This window comes from Pseudomonas sp. GW822-FHT06B12 (assembly GCF_058799675.1).
Genome location: NZ_JBXALR010000016.1, coordinates 60,952 through 75,706, shown reverse-complemented (window position 1 = coordinate 75,706; position 14,755 = coordinate 60,952). Strand labels below are relative to the sequence as shown.

Below are 14,755 nucleotides of genomic sequence, written 5' to 3'. Positions count from 1 at the left end.
TTATGGATTCCACTTGTTGGAGAGCGCGGGACGCACAGTCTTCAGGTCCGGCTGGTTCTCAAGGAAGTTATCCGGGTAGTAACCGAAACTGGTCGCTCCCTGGCGTTTGAGGCGACCCATCCAGTCAGTCAGCTGGCCGCCATCGATGTCGGCGTCAGTCTTCTTCGTCCAGTCCCGGGCCTGCAGTTCAAATACTGTGCGCTCCAGTGCTCCCGGTCGGGCCTTGACGGTGGCCACCAACTTTTCGAGCCAGTCGCCCGAGTGTTTGATGGACTGACCTTCCATCAGCGGCATGGCCATCGGTGCGGTCCAGTCGTAGGCGCCGAGGAAGTCGTCGAGGTTCTGCGCGAACCAGGCTTCGCTGGGCGGATTGAGCATCGGCTCGGTGAAGATGTTGCGTGCGGTCTGCACCTGCGGCCCGCGAATGGCGCGAACCTTGGCGGTGAGTTCCGTGGTGAAGTCGATCAGGTAGCGGCTCTTGAAGCGCGTCCAACGCTGCATCACCGCCGGGTCATCGCGCAGGGCCGCCATCGAACCCGGCAAGCCGTTGGCTGCATAGGTCCGCAAGGCTTCGGGGCTGGCGTCTTCGAAGTCCGACAGCACGGCGTCGTCGTGATAGAGAATGCCGTCGACCGAGGTCAGGCGCGCCACGTCCTCGTAGATCTCACCGATGATCCGCCGCACGTTCGGGTCGAACGGCGACAGGCGCCGGTACTGCCCCGGGTCAACCGAGGTCTGGCCGGTGGCCGGGTCCCAACGGGTCACCCGTGGCAGTTTCGGATCAAGCGCGAAACTGAGCACCGGCATCCAGGCGAAAACCTTGACGTGAGCGCGAGTGCGCAGCTGCCAGGCGACCCGGTCGAAGATGTCGGCGCGCACCGGCAAATGGCGGTTGGGGAAGTACAACGCGTGCACCAGACCGTCGCCCTGCGGGTCCGCGAAGGCCTGCAGGAACACGGTGTTGGCGCCCATGTCGGCCATGCGCTGGATCAGCTTGCCCAGATTGACTTCCTGCTGGGCCGGGTCCGGGTCATAGACGTTGTCCAGGTCGACATGCACCACACGCATCGGCGAGTCGGATTGCACCGCGACGATGCTGTTGGCGAAGTGTTCGCCATCCGGGTCCGAGGCCACCAGGAAGCGCGGACTGCTCATTAGGTTGTCGAGTGCATCGAGCCCGTCATCCAGGGTCAGGGCCATCTGGTAACCCTGGGAGCTGATCACTTGCAGCGCGGTGCCATCGGCGGTGCCGTAAGGCCAGACCCAGACACGTGGATTATAACCGGTGGCCTTGCGGATTTTCTCGGTAATAGTGACCACGTCCTTGTGCAGACGAGCCTGGAAATCCGCTTCCGATTCATAGCGCCCGGTAGCCGCGTCGTAGCGACGAGTCGCCGCCGCCGGTTGCAGGTTGCCTTGCGGGTTGGCCAGAATACCTTTGTGGCTGGCATCGGTATGAGCAGCGATCTCGACCAACCCGGACTTGGAAATTTCAGTGATCTGCGCCCAGGTCAGGAAGTCCGAACGCACCCGCATTTCACCGGCGAAGTCCACTCGCTGGTTGGCCGGAGTATCGATCCAGACACCGACTGGCGCCAGCAAGGCGTGCCAGTTGTACGCCCGCAGTACCGGCAACACGCGGGTGTAAAAGCTCGAATAACCATCGTCGAAACTCAACAGAATGGCTTTGGCCGGCAGCTCGGGACCACCATTGCGCGCGGCGATGATCTGATCGACAGTGACGGGCTTGTAGCCGTTCTCACGCAGCCACGCGAGTTGCTCGATCATGCGTTCGGTGCGCACCGCGACCACCGCCTGATCGGGGTCACGGTCCTCGACATCGTGATAGGCAATTCCCAGCACATGGTTTTTCGGCCATGGCGCTTCATTGGACGGCAGCGATCGCTGTGCCGGTGGCACAAAGGCCGGGGCTTGCTGGGCGCAGGCGCTGATCAGCAATACGCCCAGCAGAAGGATGCAACGGGTCATCAGAGGCATCTTCAAACTCTTCTAGAAGCGGTAGGTAAGGTCGACGAGCAGGCGCAGATCGGTTTCACGCTCGCCGTCGAAGGGCCTATTGATCGCGCTCAACGCAGCACCGACCTCGAACACGTCATTCCAGCTGAAACGCTGGCCGTAGCTGAGCAGGCCTACACCGCCAGTGGAGTAATCACGCTGGCTGTAGGTACCGGCACCGGCCTGGAACTGCTGGCTCCATGAGGTTTCGTAGCGGTGATAGAGAACGTGATTGACGCTGACCGTCGGCAGGACGCTGAAGTCCGACTTTGGGTTGAAGTACGGAACGTCTTCATTTTTGCTGTTGTGGCTGGTGCCAACTTCCAGACCGAGGTCGACCTGCACCCCCGGCGCGCTGTACACGCCTTCGCGTCCGGTCAGCAACGCCTCGAGACGATTGTTGCCATCGCTGAAGTGCGACGGGCTGACGGCCAGTTTCCACTCGCGGCTTTCATTGGCGCGCCAGCGCAGAAAACCGCTGCCGCCATTGGACGTAACGTCGCTGGTCAGTGCCCGTAGCGGCGTATTGGCCGACAGGTAGTCGAGGCTGCCGCCGTACTGCCAGGCATCATTGATGTCGCGGGCAATCGCCAGGCGCGCGCCCTGTTTGTTGCCATAGCCGAAGTTGTGATTGGAGACTTCCGCTTCCAGCGTCATGTCGCGGGTTCGTCGCTCAACACCGAGCCGTTCGACACGGTCACGACCGGTGCCCTCCTGGAAGTCACCGGTGGCATAACCGGCACCTGCAAACACACGCCAGTCCTCATCGATGGGAGGACTGTAGAGCGTGGTCTCAATGCCAAAGTCCTTGCTGCCAGCGACTGCGCCGGCACCGTTGCTGCCACCGCCATAACTCTTGCCGCCATAGGTCGACACGCGCAACTCGGCCATGTCGTGTACGTCACGCTGACGCTGCAAGCGCTGCACCGCACGGTTGTCCGGGAATCGCGCGCCGACGTCATCAGTCAACGCATCGAGCTGGCGCCACTCCTGCAAATCCTGCGCGGTATGCCCTTGAGCAACTTCCAGACCGATATCGCGCGGCGCCATGCTCTCGGTTTCCTTGAGCAGATTTTCTGCGCGACGTGGCCAGGCACGCGCCAGGTAGACGTCGGCCTGGGCCAGACGCAAACCGACGTTGCCCGGTGCTTGTTCGACCAAGGTATCCAGGCCTTGCTGGCTGGCGGGCAAGTTACCGCTATAGATGCCCGCCTGGGCGGCCAGTTGTTGCGCGTCCATCCATGAATCGTTGGGATTGCCGATCGGCAAGCCTTTGAGCTCCACCCGCGGGTTTTGAGTCTTGGCCAGGTTTTCGGCGACGCTGCGTGCGTCCTTCGGCTTGTCGCTTTCCATCAAGGCGTAGAACAGCGCGGTAGTGTCTTCAACCCGGTCAGCCGAGTCGGCGTCCGGTGCGGCCAGCACTTGACGATACAAGTCTGTGGCGACTTCCGGTTGACGTTGATCCAGATAGGAAGCCGCCACCCAACGCATGGCGTAGGTTGGAATTTTCACGTTTTCAGCGAGCAGTTTCTGGTATTCGCTGATGACCTCAGCCGAGCGCGCGCGCGCCTTGAGCGCGCCCATGCGGTCGATGCGCCAACGAACCACGTCGTCGTGAGCCTGTGCATCCGGGGTCCAGGTCGCCAGCAACTGGTCGTAGTCGCTCAAGGCACGATCGGCGATGTCGTAACGTTCTTTTTCACTGCGCGTGGCAAATTCCGCCAGCCGCACGCGCTCTGCCGCCACGTCACCTTCGAGGCGGCGCTGCGTCACCGGATCGATCAACCCCGGACGTTGACGGGCCAGACGCAAAGCCGGCTCTGGCAGCCGTGCGCGTTGCAGGGCGAAAACGTATTCGCGGGCAACTTCAGGTTTGCTCCCGGCGCGGATGAACGCCTGGTCGTATTCGAACAACGCGTCATAGGTCGCACCGGAACGGGTCAAGGCGTAGCCCAGCGCCAGGCGCCGGGCCGGATCGTCAGGTTTGGCCGCGACGAGAGCCTTGGCACGGTTGACGGCCTCGACGGGGTTTCCAGAATCAGCCTGGGTCATGGCCAGGCCGAGTTGCAGGTCAGCATTCGCAGGTTCGAGCGCCAGTGCCTTGCGGTAGAGCTCGGTGGCAGAGTCCCAGCGCTTGAGATTGCGGTAGGCACGAGCGGTGGCGGTCAGCGCCTGAATCGGCAGCACCCGGTTGCGCCCCTGGGTTTCATAGACCTGAACCACTTCGGCGTCGAGACCGGCCCAACTGGCGATCTGCAAATGGTCGCTGACCTGGCCGGTGGTCACCTGGTTAGCAGGCACGTTGCGTAACAGCGTCAACACCGGTGCGTAGTTACCAGTACGCGCATCGCGAATCATTTGGTCGTAGGCAGTATCCGCGAACGCCAGACCAGGCCAAATCAGCTGGCTGCACAGGGCCAGGCGAAGCAGAGGGCGCAAGCCAAGAACAATAAAAGGACGAGCAATACATGGCATTCGTCAGCATCCTTACATGGCGAGCCGGAGTCTCATACCCCCCTTGCCTGGTTCGAAACGGGAAGTCGGGCAATCACCCGACAAGGTTTTGCAAACGCAGTATTTCACGCAAGGTTAGACCACTATCAGGAACACAACATTTATTCAGATTCAGTACAACGGCTTAACTCCCGTGCGCCCTACAGCCTTGATTTGCGGGCACCAGACAGCAAAACGCCCAGCCAATCCGCAAGTTCGGAGGGCCGGGCGCTAGCTTGTAACCTGCGGTCTAGAGCGTTCGCTCAAGTCCAGCGATGGGTCGTTTACTGGGGTGCGCCAGCAGTGTTGAGCTTGCTCATCACGAAACCGACGAACTGTTCGACGGTCATTTTCTGGCCGTTGAAGTCCACCTGATTGTTGGTGTAGTGCAGCTTGGAAACGATGTCGTTGCCATCCAGCGTCGCCAGTTGCGTACCGACGGCCATGCTGCTGACCATGTCGCTGGTCGCACTGGCTTGCTCCGCAATGGCTTTGGCATCGGTCTGGCCTTCCATCTGCGCCTGCACACTCACCAGGTCAGTGATCATCGGCTTGGAGATCTTCAGATTGAAGTCCAGCAGGGCAATCATTTGCTTGCCCAACTGATCGGGTGGCAGGTCCAGCGATGTTGGCTTGGTCAGGTCAATCACCAGGCTGGTGCGGCTTACGCCATTTGGGGTGGTGAACGAAAAGTTCTCCAGCGCGACTTGTGGCTGGGCGGCCAGCAGCGTCTCCAGACCCGCCTTGACCTGCGCCTGTTCGGCATCGGTCAGGTTCAACTCGGGCGCCGGTTCACCCGCCGCGGCAGCAGCAGCGGCCGCCGCTTCGTACGGTTGCAGTTTGCTCTGATAGATCTGCACCAGCGATAGCGTCGACGGGATATCGAGGTTTTTCATGCTCCAGGCCATTTGCGCGGAGCCGAGGGCTTTGTCGTTGAGGGCGATTTCGCCAATCTTGTAATCGGCACGGCCCGCCGCGTTGGTCCCGGACTCGGTGGTGGAGCTCTTCATTTCAGTGTTCTTGAAGGTCATCACCGACTGTTTGTCGCCGAACGTGGTTTTGGTGCTGGTCAGCTCGACGACGTTTTCCCCCAGGTAGTAGCCATAGCTGCTTTTGCTGAGGTTGCTGGCCAGGGTCAGGCCATTCAATTCGACTTTCACCGGAGACTGATCTTCGGCAACGCTGGTCAGCGTGAGGCTGTCCATGTAACCGTCAGCTTTGACCTTCTGCGCCTGGGCGCTGGCCGACACGTCGAGGTTCAGACCGGAAAACTTCAGCGTGGATTTGTCATCCAGTGCCGTTTCGACGGGCAGCAGTTCAACGTTGCCGCTGGTGGCACGGTCATAGCCGATGTTGACCACACCCTTGAGCGGGGACAGGTCCTTGGTGGCAGCGAACCATTTTTCAGTCAGCGGGGTCTTTTCCAGCGAGTAGTGACTGGTGGCCATGACCGGCAGCCATTTCAGCGAAACCAGACGCGAGAATGGCAGCGGGCCGTGTTCGATGTGGTCAACGAACAGCAACTCCACGCCTTCAGGGTTCTCACCGAACATTTCGCCCTGACCTTTGAGCCGGTAATGCGCGGTGCTGCTGAACAACTGGCGATCCAGCGACACCAGTTCCAGGGTCGCCGTGCCTTTGGAACCGACCATCGCCGTTTGCAGCTCTTTGTTGGCGTCGGCGATCGAGGTTTGCAGCACCCCTTCCAGTTTTGTGCCGGTGTACCAGGCACCGCCGGCACTGATTGCACCGATGGCAACGACGATTCCCAGAAGCACGCCTGCTGATTTATTCATGAATGACCCGATCGATGTCCGTTGTTGAAAATGTGGTCGTCTTCCCTGAACCCTCGACGGGTTGCGGCTCGACTCCGCTAAAGTGGGATGCAGATTAGCATTTGCGCCGAGGGGCGGCCCAATGATTAAAGGTGAAAGAGTGTCTATGGAGCGCGGGGGCCTGTGGATAGACTGCGCTGATCGTTCCCACGCTCTGCGTGGGAATGCAGCCCGTGACGCTCTGCGTCACATCCCAAGAGCAGACGCGGAGCGTCCATTGAGGCATTCCCACGCAGAGCGTGGGAACGATCGGTGGTGGTTCAGGAATACTGCACTTCTATCTCATCCAGCTGATGATCAAAGCTTTTCAGCCGTGCGGTCCACGTGTAGACCAGCACTTCAAAATCCCGATTGATCACCGCGCCATTGGGTGATTCCGAGCGTGGGTCGCAGAAATCCAGTTGATAGCGCTCGCGGGCCATGGCGTTGGCCACGTCGGAGAGTTCGCGGGCATTGTTCAGCCAGTGCCAGCCTTCGTCGGTGATCTGTTTGTCGAGGGCCAGGCATTGGGTTTTGAGGGCCTCGAGGCTCTTTTCCAGCGGGGTGCCGGTGAGTTCGCCCATGACTTCCTGGAAAGTACGCCCCGGCTGCCAGTAACTGCCCCAGAAATACCGGTCAAACACCGTTTCAACCCGACGCAACGCCACCTTGGTGTCCCAGATCATCACCAGGGTCTTGCCTTGTTCGAGTTGTTTTTTCTTGATCCGCTGGGTTTGCAGCGAAGCCCAGGCGACGACCGCGATCGACATCACACCGATCAGCGCACTGGCACTGTCGAGAAAGATCAAAGCCTTATCGAGCTGGTGCGCCAGCATCACGCCATAAAAATACGTAGCCGAGAGCAGCACCAGCGCGACAATCGCGCACCAGAAGCCGGGAGCATAAGGGTTTTTCATTATTCGAATCCCCATGACCAATGCGAGCCTTGACTGCCGGATCCACCCACGCGGACCCGACATGTAAAAGCATAGCAACGGCCTCAGGGTTTCGTCGGCTGTGAACCTTGCGTTCGTCCGCTTTCCCAACCGCCGCCCAGCGCGAGGAACAAATCGATCTGGCTCATGGCAACCTGAGTATTGGCGGCAGCCACCTGCGCACGCACGTCGGTGTAGGTTCGGGTCGCCTGCAAATCGGCGAGGAACGACGCTCGGCCAGCCTGGAAGAAGCGGTGCGTCTGGTCCGCCGCCAGTTGCGCCGATTGTTCGGCATCGGTCAACGCGTCGCGGCGCTGTAACAACGCGGAATACTGCGCCAGACCGGTCTGGGTTTCGCGAATGGCGTTCAACACCACCCCGTCAAAGTGCGCCAGCGCGCCTTGCGTTGCCGCTTCGGCCTCACGCACCCGTGCCCGAGAGCCGTTGGACGGCACCGTCCAGGTCAGCAACGGGCCGAAGCCCCAACGATTGGTCTGCGGTTGACCGAGGTGATCGAGAATACCCACAGTGCCGACGGTCGCGCCGATGCTGATATCCGGGTAAAGCGCACCGGTGGCAACACCGATATCTGCCGTCGCGGCCGCCAGTTGACGTTCGGCCTGACGCACATCCGGTCGCCGTTTGAGCAATGTGGCACCGTCACCGACCGGCAACAATTGTGCAATCTTTGGCAGTTCATGGCAGCTACTGGTGCCCGCGGGTAACTGGTCCACCGGTTTGGCCAACAGCATCGACAAACGGAACAGCCCGGCCTGACGCGCGGCTTCATAGCGCGGCATATCGGCGCGCAAGGACTTGAACTGGGTTTGCGAACGGGTGACCTGGGTTTCGTCGCCGCGCCCGGCATCGCGCAGCCGCTGGATCAGCGCGGTGCTCTGGCCTTGCAGATCCAGTGAGTGCTCAGCGATCTCCCGCTCTTCGTTGGCCGCGCACACTTGCGTATACGCACGCACCACGTCGGCGACCAAGGTGATCCGTGCGGTGTCCGCTGCGGCTTGCGTCGCGTCGGCATTGGCTTTCGCCGCTTCGATGCCGCGCTGCAAAGTGCCAAACAGGTCGAACTGATAGGACGTGGTGATGCCGATGTCACCGACGTTGGCCACTGGAACCTTTTCCGGTATCAGAAACGCCTCGCCAGACTCCTGCAAGCGCTGGGCACCCACCTTCACGCCACCGCTCCAGCCGCCCGCCGACTCGGCTTGTTCGACTCGGGCACGGGCGCGAGACAGGTTGGCTGCCGCCACTCGTAAATCGGTGTTGGTGGCCATGGCCTGGCGCACCAGCTCATCCAGACGCGGGTCCTGGTACAACCGCCACCAGTCGCCCGGCACCGGCGCCGAGACCACATTCTGGCCGTGCGCGGTCAGATCGCCCTGAAAGTCCTCGCGGTGCACCGCCGCCTCTTTAGGCAAATGGTAATCCGGGCCGACCACCTGACAGGCCGACAGCAGCAAGCCGAGCCCGACCGTCGCTAAACAGGCGACCGTTTTCATTGCGCCGGCTCCTGCTCGGGCTTTTCGCCAATGATCGACACGGTCGCGGTACGACCGGCGATCATGCGGAAATCTGCCGGCACGTCATCAAAGGCAATCCGCACCGGAATCCGCTGCGCCAGACGCACCCAGCTGAAGGCCGGATTGACGTTGGGCAGCAGGTTCGAACCGCTGCTGCGGTCACGGTCTTCGATACCGGCGACGATGCTTTCGACATGCCCGCGCAACCGCGCACGGTCGCCAATCACGCGGATATCGACACCTTGGCCGACATGAATGCCGTCGAGTTTGGTTTCTTCGAAATAACCGTCGATGTGGAAGGAATTGCTGTCCACCACCGACAACACCGGGCGACCGGCGGTGACGAACTCCTGAGCACGCGGTGCCCGGTCGTTGACGTAACCGTCCACCGGGCTGCGGATCACCGAACGGTCGAGGTTGAGCTGGGCGCTGTCCACCGACACTTGAGCCTCGGACAACGCCACTTCAGCGCGGGCAACGCGGGACTGGCTTTCTTCCAGTTGCTCACCCGGCACCAGATTGCCCAGGCCCCGGTTACGCTTGGCTTCCCGTTGCGCCTGAGCCAGGGTTTCCTGACGGTCGGCAACCGCCGCCTTGGCCTGGCGCAGCGCCAGTTTGAAACGGTCCTGGTCGATGCTGAACAGCACCTGGCCGCGTTTCACCAACTGGTTGTCGCGCACTTCCACTTGCTGGATCAGCCCGGAAACGTCCGGGGCGATCTGCACGATATCTGCGCGAATGTGCCCGTCGCGGGTCCACGGAGCGAACATGTAATACATCACCATGCGCCAGACCACGACGACCGCGAAGGTCACCACCAACAGGGTCAACACCACACGGCCAAGGGTCAAAATAGGTTTTTTCATGTCATCAGGTATCGACTGAGTGAGTCCACGGCGCCAAGCAGCAAGGCGTAAAGACCAACGTTGAACAATGCCCGGTGCCAGACCAGACGATAAAAGTGCAGGCGCGTCAGTAATCCGTGCACCACCAGGTACAGCACGTACGTAATACCCATCAGCACCAGCAACGTGGGCAGGAACACCCCGCTGATGTCCAGATCACCGATCATAAAGGTGCTCCATCGATACCTTGGGGAAACGGTTCATCGGTCTCGTTGCCGATGAACTCCACACCCGGCAACAGCGCCAGACGCAGACCGGCGAGGGCGTGCAGCAGGTGCAGGCGGGTTTCACCGTCACCTTGCAGGCCTTGGCCATTGAGTGCGCGGCGGGTGCGATCCATGGTCATCAGCAACGGGGCCGGGGCCGGCAAGCGCTCGCCAGCCTTCAAACACGCCTTGAAGTACTCGCCGACCTCGGCCACCACCTGACGCAGCAAGACGTTTGGCACACCCAACACCCGTGGCGCGTACGCCAGCAAATCAAGCAGGTTCAGCCCCACGCGCACTTCGCGCAGCGCGATTCCGGTGTCTTGACCGGTCATCGCCAAGCGCGGCAAATGCTGCATCAGCCGATCAAGCATCCGTACGCCCAAGTGTCGGTGTTCGGCGAGGTTCGCCGGCTCGGTCATGCCGACAATGTCGCGCCAGCTGAAACGGGTCAGGCGCTTGGCCGCCAACTCCGAGCCGAACGGGCGCGCCACCAGGGTCCAGATGAAGGCGAACAACAAGCCGATGGGCCCGGCGAGGTTGGAATTGGCGAAACTCAAAAAGTCCGCGTCGTAGGCACCCTGAATGCTGATAAACGACGATGTGTTGACGATGGTCAGCAGCATGCCGAGGTAAAACCGCGGGTTTACGGTCAGGGTGCCGACGCAGATAAACGGTATGGCGAATGCGAGCACCAGCATCGGGAAGTCATGCAAATTCGGCAGGATCAAAAACAGGTAGAGGCTGGCGAACAGCACCGACATCGCGGTCCAGAAAAAGAACCGGTAAATCTGCGGTGCCGGGTCGTCCATCGCGGCGAAAAAGCTGCACGCCACCGCCGCCAGAATCACCGCGCTGCCGCCGTCGGTCCAGCCGAGCAGAATCCACAATACCGAGGCGACAATGATCGCCAGCACCGTCGACGCCGCCGAATAGAGCATCAGGCCACGGTCGAGAAAAGGCGTCAGCCGCCCCAGCCGCCAATGGCGGTAGACCGCACGCCAGTTGTCCTGGCTTTCGCAGCGAATCGCCTCTTGCAGGCTGCGCAGGTCTTGCCACAAATCGATCCATTCACCAAGGCGATACAGCGCGTTGGAAAACAGTAACTGTTTTCGATCATCCAGCGCTTCAGCGCTCGGTTGCAGGGCTTCGAGCTGATGGCGTAGCGCTTGCCAGTGCTCGACGGAAGCGTCCGTACGGTCAAGCCATTCAATGGTCGAGGCCAGCAGCGGCGCAAACTTATCCACAAGCTCGGGAGTGCGTCGCTGCAAGGCATACAGCGCGTCGTCCAGCGCATCCACCACCGGCAGCAGGTGAATCATCCGCCCGCGCAGTTCCTTGATGTTGCGCACGGTTTGCGGTCGCGCACCTTCGTGGGGCAACTGGCCGATCATCAATTCCAGGGAGTTGAACGTGGCAACCATCGAGGCGCGCAAGGTGCTGACTTCGTCGGGCTGCACATTACGGCTCAGGAAGCGCTGGCTGTAGGTCACCGCATCGCTGAACCACTTGCGGACCGAGTCATCGAACACCGGCGCCAGCCGCCGTGGCCAGAACAGGCTGCCGACCACCGCCGCGCAAACGATGCCAAGGAAAATTTCTTCGGTCCGCGCTTCCGCCACATCCCATATCGCCAACGGGTTATCCACCACCGGCAGGGCGATCAGCGGCAAGGTGTAACCGGCGAGCATCAGCGCGTAGTTATTGGCCGTGCGCAAATGCATCGACAGAAACAGCAGGATGCCGGTCCACAGCGCGATGACCAGCACCAGCACATACGGACTCTGGACGAACATCGGCACAAACAGCAGCGCCGCTGCCGCACCGGTCAAGGTGCCGACGGCGCGGTACAAGGCCTTGGAACTGGTCGGCCCGACGAACGGGCTGGAAACGATGTACACCGTGGCCATTGCCCAATACGGACGCGGCATTTGCATCAGCATGGCGATGTACAGCGCGATCATCGACGCGGCGAAGGTGCGCACGCCGTAAAACCAGTCGCGGGCCGGCGGTATGCCGCTAAAAAATCCGTTCACGAGGGGGTCACCGGTAACTGCTGCTCCGCCGTCTCGAAGGCGCGAATCACCCGCAACGCCGCCTCCAGATCCGCCGGATCAATGCCTTCGAGCACCACACGGCGCAACCGCACCAACTCGGCCTCCACCGCTTGCACCAACTCACGGCCGGTATCGGTCAGGCTCAGACATTTGGCGCGACGATCAAGGGGATCTTCAGTGCGGCAGACATACCCGGCCTGGCACAACTGATCGAGCAAACGCACCAGCGACGGGCTCTCCATCCCCGCCGCCTGCGCCACCGTCACCTGCCGCACACCCTCGCCCAGACGCCCGATCATCAACAACGGGACCGCGCAGGCTTCGGAGATGCCGTAGTTGACCAGCGTGGTCTGGCAGATTTTCCGCCAATGCCGCGCGGCCACCACCATGGCACTGCTGATGTTCATCTGAAGGGCGTCGAGGGTCTGGGGCACGGGAATTCGCACACTGTTAGTTTGCTAACTATCAATATCGCACTGGAGGGGAAATTCAGTCAAGTTTTGAAACAAATTAGCGACCATCCACTGGTCAGAGTCCAATCCACCCACATCTCCCTCCTCCTGCAGAAATGTGCTCATACGGATTGAAGAACTTTCCTGGCTTGCATATCTCAGACCTCAGACCTAACATCTCCCAAAACGGGAGATATTTACCACGTGCGAATAATTGCCAAAGGGACTTTGAAGATTTTTTGGGAAAGCAGCACGGCGTATGCCGATGCGATCACGCCTCTCTCAGAGTGGTATCGACACATGGAGAAGTCGTCATATCGCACACCTCAGGAAGTAAAAGCTGAGTTGAGGACCGCCAGCGTTCTGAAAGGTGGACGTGTGGTATTCAATATTGCAGGCAACAAGTATCGAGTGATTCTGGCAATTGACTACGGGCGGCAGTTGGGTTTTGTGCGCTTCGTCGGCACACATGCTCAATACGATCAGATCAATGCGGAGACCGTGTAATGGACATCAAACCCATCCGAACCGATGAGGACCTCACAAACGCGCTCCTGCGCATCGAGCAATTATGGGGAGCCGCGTTAGGGTCGCCAGAAGGCGATGAGCTGGAAATACTGGCGTTGTTGGTCGAGAAGTATGAAGACGAGCATTTTCCCATCCCACCTTCTGATCCCATCGAAGCGATCAAATTTCGCATGGATCAGCAAGGTTTGACGGCTCGTGACCTGGAAGCCTTTATTGGCCCGAGTGGTCGTGTATCGGAAGTTCTAAACCGTAAGCGTCCGCTCAGCTTACGGATGATCAAGCGCCTGCATGATGGCTTGCGAATTCCCTATGAACGCCTGTTTGCCGACGTTGTTTGAGCAAGACAAGTGCTCGATAGATGAACTTTCGGGCGCTCTACGTCGTTCGTTCCCTCACATCTAGGGGGGAACAAACCAGATCAAACATCAGCTCGCACACCTGAAGGGCGTCGAGGATCTTGGACACGAGGAGATTCACACACTGCTAGCTTGCTAACTATCAATGTGGCACTGGAGGGGAAATGCAGCCAAGTTTTGAAACAAATTGGTGATCAAACCTATCTTGCAGGTCCTTCCAAAAACGCTGCCACGCTGAAAATCTCTGTAGGGTTTCGTCAATCAAACGGAGGGATCAACGATGACCGAACGCCCTGACTCAAATTATGAGCATAGCCATAGCCACCCGAACTCCACGCAGTACCACGACTTCCTGCAACGAAAAGTCGATCTTGCACGTAGCTCGGTACGAGATGGAACAGGTCGAAGCAATGATGAAGTCGAAGCTGAATTCGCTGCTCGACGGACTCAAGCAGCTCTGATCGCAGAGCACTGACGGATCACCTCGTAGCAGCTGCCGAGCCCGCGAGGCTGCGTTCGAGGACGAAGTCCTCGCAAATCCTGAGCCCTCGGTTTGCCTGGAGGAATGCGTTGCCTGATTCGACGACTGCTTCGCAGCCGAACGCAGCCTCGCGGGCTCGGCAGCTGCTACGGGAGTAGCCCTGGATCGCATTTCAACGTCGGGTGCTCCACGTTCAGTTTGAATCGACGCGGAGCATCGTTATCGCATCAGGTCGCTTGAGCAGCCTGTGCAGCCAGGCGGTGTTGCAGCTCTTCCATCAAATCCAGCCCATCGCGCAATGACACGTACGCTGCGTTGATCAAGCGGTAGAAGTCTTTGTCGTTGAGATCCCGAAGGGTTATCGAGGTCAGGGTTTCCAGCAGATCGGTTCCGATACGCACTCGGCTACAAGCAGTTTCGTGGAGAAAATGGGTTGGTGCGAGGATGTTGTAGGCCAGAACGCAGACGGGGGTTGGGTTGGTGCTCAGTGGTCGATATGGATGCATAGGGAATATCTCGTAGATAGTTTTAGGAACAGCCTCTACGTAGAAATAGGATCGCCAAATCCTGTCGCCGATGTCCGGCGACGTGTCGAACTATAGGGGGGCGTTTCGGGGGGCGCAACCGAGCAAAACCGTTACAGACTTTTCCTAGCGTTTTTTAGCCCGTTCGTACACAGGCGTTGAGTTCACGCTTGCCGACAACCACCACCGAAACGAGCTTATAGGTCATCCAACGTTACCGGGACCGGGGTTTCATGGCTTCGAGCCCGAACCAGTTCGGCAAGCTCAAAGTCGTCCAAACGTTCCACCATGGACTCGAACACCTCGGCGGGCACCATATAGCCCATCACCCGGTTGCGACAGAGCACTGCCACCGGTCCACCGTATGCACCATTGAGTGCGGCAGACGGATTCTTTTTCAATTCGGAAACGCTGACAGCCTTGTCGGCCAGAACACGTTGCATCATTAGGACC

General features: G+C 59.9%; 13 protein-coding genes and 1 pseudogene. 3 read left to right on the top strand and 11 right to left on the bottom strand.

Annotated elements, in window-relative coordinates:
- From pgaB to AC1RKH_RS26090, 9 genes are all read right to left on the bottom strand, one after another.
- A complete protein-coding gene (gene pgaB / locus AC1RKH_RS26130; protein WP_493064214.1) occupies nt 1–1,998 on the bottom strand; it encodes a poly-beta-1,6-N-acetyl-D-glucosamine N-deacetylase PgaB in 1,998 nt (665 codons plus the stop codon).
- 12 nt (nt 1,999–2,010) lie between these two features.
- Nucleotides 2,011–4,491: a poly-beta-1,6 N-acetyl-D-glucosamine export porin PgaA gene (pgaA, locus tag AC1RKH_RS26125; RefSeq protein ID WP_493064215.1), complete on the bottom strand. Its 2,481-nt coding sequence runs from the start codon at nt 4,489–4,491 to the stop codon at nt 2,011–2,013.
- Between the two features lie 302 nt (nt 4,492–4,793).
- Complete coding sequence (locus AC1RKH_RS26120; protein ID WP_493064216.1) at nt 4,794–6,305, bottom strand: YdgA family protein; 1,512 nt, start codon at nt 6,303–6,305, stop codon at nt 4,794–4,796.
- A 299-nt stretch (nt 6,306–6,604) separates the two neighbouring features.
- A complete protein-coding gene (locus tag AC1RKH_RS26115) occupies nt 6,605–7,240 on the bottom strand; it encodes an NADH:ubiquinone oxidoreductase subunit N (protein WP_123427331.1) in 636 nt (211 codons plus the stop codon).
- An 83-nt stretch (nt 7,241–7,323) separates the two neighbouring features.
- Nucleotides 7,324–8,772 (bottom strand): efflux transporter outer membrane subunit, encoded by a 1,449-nt coding sequence (locus AC1RKH_RS26110; RefSeq protein ID WP_493064217.1) that lies wholly within the window; start codon nt 8,770–8,772, stop codon nt 7,324–7,326.
- Complete coding sequence (locus AC1RKH_RS26105; RefSeq protein WP_493064218.1) at nt 8,769–9,659, bottom strand: efflux RND transporter periplasmic adaptor subunit; 891 nt, start codon at nt 9,657–9,659, stop codon at nt 8,769–8,771. Before AC1RKH_RS26105 ends, AC1RKH_RS26110 begins: the two co-directional genes overlap by 4 nt.
- The gene (locus AC1RKH_RS26100) at nt 9,656–9,865 is read right to left on the bottom strand and encodes a DUF1656 domain-containing protein (protein ID WP_017478036.1); all 210 of its coding nucleotides are present in this window, start codon (nt 9,863–9,865) and stop codon (nt 9,656–9,658) included. The genes AC1RKH_RS26105 and AC1RKH_RS26100 overlap by 4 nt, the downstream gene beginning before the upstream one ends.
- Nucleotides 9,862–11,940, bottom strand: coding sequence for an FUSC family protein (locus AC1RKH_RS26095; protein ID WP_493064219.1), 2,079 nt, complete (start codon nt 11,938–11,940; stop codon nt 9,862–9,864). Before AC1RKH_RS26095 ends, AC1RKH_RS26100 begins: the two co-directional genes overlap by 4 nt.
- Nucleotides 11,937–12,368, bottom strand: coding sequence for a MarR family winged helix-turn-helix transcriptional regulator (locus tag AC1RKH_RS26090; RefSeq protein ID WP_493064255.1), 432 nt, complete (start codon nt 12,366–12,368; stop codon nt 11,937–11,939). The genes AC1RKH_RS26095 and AC1RKH_RS26090 overlap by 4 nt, the downstream gene beginning before the upstream one ends.
- Nucleotides 12,369–12,617: 249 nt before the next feature.
- Here AC1RKH_RS26090 and AC1RKH_RS26085 point away from each other — a divergent pair, with 249 nt between their 5' ends.
- The 3 genes and pseudogenes from AC1RKH_RS26085 to AC1RKH_RS26075 form a co-directional block, all read left to right on the top strand.
- Complete coding sequence (locus AC1RKH_RS26085) at nt 12,618–12,920, top strand: type II toxin-antitoxin system HigB family toxin (protein ID WP_493064220.1); 303 nt, start codon at nt 12,618–12,620, stop codon at nt 12,918–12,920.
- On the top strand, nt 12,920–13,279 hold the full coding sequence (locus AC1RKH_RS26080) for a helix-turn-helix domain-containing protein (protein ID WP_493064221.1): 360 nt from the start codon (nt 12,920–12,922) through the stop codon (nt 13,277–13,279). The genes AC1RKH_RS26085 and AC1RKH_RS26080 overlap by 1 nt, the downstream gene beginning before the upstream one ends.
- Before the next feature lie 367 nt (nt 13,280–13,646).
- A pseudogene (locus tag AC1RKH_RS26075) lies at nt 13,647–13,772 on the top strand (antitoxin of toxin-antitoxin stability system); the annotation flags it as partial.
- Nucleotides 13,773–14,005: 233 nt separating this feature from the next.
- Here the strand turns inward: AC1RKH_RS26075 and AC1RKH_RS26070 are convergent.
- Nucleotides 14,006–14,179, bottom strand: a complete 174-nt coding sequence (locus AC1RKH_RS26070) for a hypothetical protein (protein WP_493064222.1) — start codon at nt 14,177–14,179, stop codon at nt 14,006–14,008.
- A 320-nt stretch (nt 14,180–14,499) separates the two neighbouring features.
- The gene (locus AC1RKH_RS26065; protein ID WP_493064256.1) at nt 14,500–14,745 is read right to left on the bottom strand and encodes a type II toxin-antitoxin system Phd/YefM family antitoxin; all 246 of its coding nucleotides are present in this window, start codon (nt 14,743–14,745) and stop codon (nt 14,500–14,502) included.
- Nucleotides 14,746–14,755 lie beyond the last annotated feature (10 nt).

Bases quoted from the DNA above. Each gene is read 5' to 3' on its own strand.
- AC1RKH_RS26080 (WP_493064221.1), top strand. From the start codon at position 12,920: ATGGACATCAAACCCATCCGAACCGATGAGGACCTCACAAACGCGCTC.
- pgaA (WP_493064215.1), bottom strand. From the start codon at position 4,491: ATGCCATGTATTGCTCGTCCTTTTATTGTTCTTGGCTTGCGCCCTCTG.
- AC1RKH_RS26115 (WP_123427331.1), bottom strand. From the start codon at position 7,240: ATGAAAAACCCTTATGCTCCCGGCTTCTGGTGCGCGATTGTCGCGCTG.
- AC1RKH_RS26090 (WP_493064255.1), bottom strand. From the start codon at position 12,368: ATGAACATCAGCAGTGCCATGGTGGTGGCCGCGCGGCATTGGCGGAAA.
- AC1RKH_RS26120 (WP_493064216.1), bottom strand. From the start codon at position 6,305: ATGAATAAATCAGCAGGCGTGCTTCTGGGAATCGTCGTTGCCATCGGT.
- AC1RKH_RS26110 (WP_493064217.1), bottom strand. From the start codon at position 8,772: ATGAAAACGGTCGCCTGTTTAGCGACGGTCGGGCTCGGCTTGCTGCTG.
- AC1RKH_RS26065 (WP_493064256.1), bottom strand. From the start codon at position 14,745: ATGCAACGTGTTCTGGCCGACAAGGCTGTCAGCGTTTCCGAATTGAAA.
- AC1RKH_RS26100 (WP_017478036.1), bottom strand. From the start codon at position 9,865: ATGATCGGTGATCTGGACATCAGCGGGGTGTTCCTGCCCACGTTGCTG.
- AC1RKH_RS26105 (WP_493064218.1), bottom strand. From the start codon at position 9,659: ATGAAAAAACCTATTTTGACCCTTGGCCGTGTGGTGTTGACCCTGTTG.
- pgaB (WP_493064214.1), bottom strand. From the start codon at position 1,998: ATGCCTCTGATGACCCGTTGCATCCTTCTGCTGGGCGTATTGCTGATC.